Genomic DNA, 3,598 nt, shown 5'->3' on the forward strand with positions numbered 1-3,598 from the left:
GGCCCTTGCGGGCCAGGGGCTTTTAAGACCCCAGCGTCTGCCTGTTCCGCCACTCCGGCGCGCGGGGGCTTCAAGTATACCGGAAGGGCCGGCGTCCGGCGAACGCGGCGTTATCCGAGGTCCGGCCAAGGGAGGGAGAGCGCCAGCTCGCGCTCGAAGGCCCGGGCCGCCTGAAGGACCCCCAGGTCGTCGAAGGCGCGCCCCTGGATCTGAAGCCCCACGGGAAGCCCCGCGGAGGTCCGCCCGCAGGGGATCGAGATTCCCGGAAGCCCCGCGAGGTTCGTGGCCACCGTGTAGACGTCGCAGAGATACATCGCCAGGGGATCGGCCGCCTTGGCGCCCAGCGGGAAGGCGGGCGTGGGGGAGGTGGGACCCACCAGAACGTCGCACCGCTCGAAGGCGCGGTCGAAGTCTTCGCGGATCCGGCGGCGGACCTTGAGGGCGCGGTTGTAATAGGCCTCGTAGTAGCCGCTCGAAAGCGCGAAGGTCCCGAGAAGAATCCGCCGCGTCACCTCGGGGCCGAAGCCCTCCCCCCGTGACCGCGAGATGAGGGCGATCACGTCTTCGCCGCCGCGCGCGCGGTAGCCGTAATGGACGCCGTCGTAACGGGCCAGATTCGAGCTGGCTTCGCAGGGAGCCACCACGTAGTAGGCGGCGATGGCGTATTCGGTGAGCGGAAGGGACACTTCGACCCGGCGCGCCCCCGCCGCCTCCATCCGCGCGATCGCCCGCTCGACGGCCAGCCGCACCTCGGGATCCAGGCCCGGACCGAAGTACTCCTTCGGGATCCCGAGCCGCAGGCCGTCCGCGGGGCGCTCGAGATCGCCCACGAAGTCCGGGACCGGACGGTCCACGGAGGTCGAGTCGAGCGGGTCGTGACCCGAGAGGACCTGGGCCAGCAGGGCCGCGTCCCGCACGGTTCGGGCGAAAGGTCCGATCTGGTCGAGGCTCGAGGCGAAGGCCACCAGCCCGTAACGCGAGACGCGCCCGTAGGTGGGCTTGAACCCCACGGTGCCGGTGAGCGCGGCGGGCTGGCGGATGGACCCGCCGGTGTCCGAGCCGAGCGCCAGAAGCGCCATCCCCGCCGCGACGGCCGCCGCCGATCCTCCGCTGGAGCCTCCGGGGACGCGCTCGAGGTCCCACGGGTTGCGCGTCGGAAAGAAGGCGGAGTTTTCCGTGGACGAGCCCATGGCGAACTCGTCGAGGTTGGTCTTCCCCACGATTACGGCGTCGGCCGCGCGGAGCCTGCGGACCACGGTCGCGTCGTAGGGAGGGACGTAGTTTTCGAGAATCCGCGACGCACACGTGGTGCGGGCGTCCGCCGTGCAGATGTTGTCCTTGACGGCCACCGGGATTCCGGCCAGCGGCCCCACGGGCTCGCCGCGGGCGATCTTCTCGTCCACCCGCCGGGCCTGCGCGCGCGCGGCCTCGGCCGTCACCGTGAGGAACGCCCGGACGCGGCCGTCCGCGCGCTCGATGCGTTCCAGAAACCGTTCGAGGGCGCCGGCGGCGCGGACTTTTCCGGAAACGATGTCCTGCCGGAGGGCGAAGGCGTCGCTCATTCGATGACCCGCGGGACGACAAAGAAGTCGCCGGTGCGCTCCGGCGCGTTCTTGAGCGCCTCCTCACGCGGCAGGCACGGGCGGGGCACGTCCTCCCGGAAGACGCCGGCGCTCTCGGCGGCGTGCGTGAGCGGTTCGACGCCCTGCACGTCGAGTTTTTCGAGCTGAGCCACGTAGTCGAGGATCGCCCCGAGCTGGGCCCCGTAGCGGGCGAGGTCCGCTTCCGAAAGCTTCAGGTGCGCCAGCCGGACGACGTGCTCGACGGTTTTGCGGTCGATGGCCATGAGGGCGCTACTTTACCAGACCCGACCCCCGGGAGTCTACGGCCTTCCGTCGAGGGCCCGCCGGAGGGAGGCCACGAAGCGCTCGACGTCGCGGGGCTTGCCGCCGGCCTCGACGAGGCGCAGGAGGGCGCTTCCGACGACGACCCCGTCGGCCTCCGCCGCGGCGCGGGCGGCGTCGGCGGGCGAGGCGATCCCGAAGCCCACGCAGAGGGGGCGGTCGGTCAGGCGCCGGACGCGGCGGACGAAGGAGGAGACGTCCGACGAGAGTTTCGCGCCGGTGACGCCCTTGAGGGAGACGAGGTAGATCCACCGTTCGGAGAGGCGCGCGATGCGCCGGATGCGTTCGTCCGAGCAAGTGGGGGAGACCAGGAAGATGAGCGGAACTCCCGCGCGCCTGGCGGCGGGCCGCAGGCCGTCGGCTTCTTCGGGAGGGAGGTCCGGAACGATCACGCCGCGGAGTCCGGCGCGGGCGGCGCGGCCGAAGAAGCGCCGCGGATCGTACTGGAGGATCGGGTTGACGTAGGTCATGAAGTCGAGCGGGGTTTCCCGGAAGGACTCGGCCAGCCGGAAGGCGTCTTCCGGCGTGGCCCCTCGGTCGAGGGCCTTCTGGGAGGTGGCCTGGATGACGGGTCCGTCGGCCAGGGGGTCGCTGAAGGGGATGCCGAGCTCGATCTCGTCGGCCCCGCCGGCGGCGCAGGCTTTGAGGAGCTCCCGGCATCCGGTCCGGGTCGGGTAGCCCGCCGTGACGAAGGGAATCAGGAGCTTACGCGCGGCCGTCATGTTCCTGGACGATTCCGATGTCTTTATCGCCCCGGCCGGAGATGTTGACGACGAGGATCCGGCCCTTCTTCATCGTGGTAGCGAGTTTTTCGGCGAAGGCGACGGCATGGGCCGATTCCAGGGCGGGGATAATCCCCTCTTCGCGGGAGAGACGGTGAAAGGCCTCGAGCGCCTCGCGGTCGGTGGCGGCGACGTACGTGACCCTTCCGGTGTCCTTGAGGAGGGCGTGTTCGGGGCCCACGCCGGGGTAATCGAGGCCCGCGGAGATCGAGTGGGTGGGGAGCACCTGGCCCCACGGGTCCTGGAGAAGGTAGCTCAGGGATCCGTGCAGGACGCCGGGGCGTCCGGCGGAAAGGGACGCCGCGTGATCGGGCCCGCGGAGTCCGCGCCCGCCGGCCTCGACGCCGTAGAGCCGCACGCCGGCGTCCCGGACGAACGGGTGGAAGATTCCGATCGCGTTGGAGCCGCCGCCCACGCAGGCGACGACGGCGTCCGGGAGGCGCGGCCGGAGCTGGCGGCGCACTTCGCGGCCGATGACCGCCTGGAAATCGCGCACGAGGCGCGGGTAGGGATGGGGACCGACGACCGACCCGATGATGTAGTGGGTCGTGTCGACGTTCGTGACCCAGTCGCGGATCGCCTCGTTGCAGGCGTCCTTGAGGGTGCGGGTGCCGCTGGCGACGGGGACGACCTCGGCCCCCAGGAGTTTCATGCGGTAGACGTTGAGGGCCTGGCGGCGGCAGTCCTCTTCGCCCATATAGACGACGCACCGCAGGCCGAAGAGGGCGCACACGGTGGCGGTGGCCACGCCGTGCTGGCCGGCGCCGGTTTCGGCGATGATGCGGGACTTTCCGAGCCGCCGGGCCAGCAGAACCTGGCCGAGGCAGTTGTTGAGCTTGTGGGAGCCGGTGTGGTTGAGGTCCTCCCGCTTGAGGTAGATATCCGGTCCTCCGATGCGGCGGGTCCACCGTT

At 70.8% G+C, this 3,598-nt stretch carries 4 protein-coding genes; all 4 read right to left on the reverse strand.

The genetic code is table 11. From position 1 onward, the window contains the following. Positions 1-110: 110 nt before the first annotated feature. Positions 111-1,562 carry an Asp-tRNA(Asn)/Glu-tRNA(Gln) amidotransferase subunit GatA gene (gene gatA, locus VNO22_07200; protein HXG61140.1) on the reverse strand — a complete coding sequence of 484 codons (1,452 nt, stop codon included), beginning with the start codon at positions 1,560-1,562 and terminating at the stop codon, positions 111-113. Continuing rightward, on the reverse strand, positions 1,559-1,846 hold the full coding sequence (gene gatC / locus VNO22_07205) for an Asp-tRNA(Asn)/Glu-tRNA(Gln) amidotransferase subunit GatC (protein HXG61141.1): 288 nt from the start codon (positions 1,844-1,846) through the stop codon (positions 1,559-1,561). Before gatC ends, gatA begins: the two co-directional genes overlap by 4 nt. 36 nt (positions 1,847-1,882) lie before the next feature. Beyond that, positions 1,883-2,626, reverse strand: a complete 744-nt coding sequence (gene trpA / locus VNO22_07210) for a tryptophan synthase subunit alpha (protein ID HXG61142.1) — start codon at positions 2,624-2,626, stop codon at positions 1,883-1,885. Continuing rightward, positions 2,610-3,598: tryptophan synthase subunit beta (gene trpB, locus VNO22_07215; protein HXG61143.1), on the reverse strand; the 989-nt coding region annotated here is incomplete at its 5' end. The genes trpA and trpB, both read right to left, overlap by 17 nt.

The organism is Planctomycetota bacterium, from assembly GCA_035574235.1.
GTDB lineage: Bacteria > Planctomycetota > MHYJ01 > MHYJ01 > JACPRB01 > DATLZA01.

Coding starts and splice junctions, on each gene's coding strand:
- gatA (HXG61140.1), bottom strand. CDS start 1,562: ATGAGCGACGCCTTCGCCCTCCGGCAGGACATCGTTTCCGGAAAAGTC.
- gatC (HXG61141.1), bottom strand. CDS start 1,846: ATGGCCATCGACCGCAAAACCGTCGAGCACGTCGTCCGGCTGGCGCAC.
- trpA (HXG61142.1), bottom strand. CDS start 2,626: ATGACGGCCGCGCGTAAGCTCCTGATTCCCTTCGTCACGGCGGGCTAC.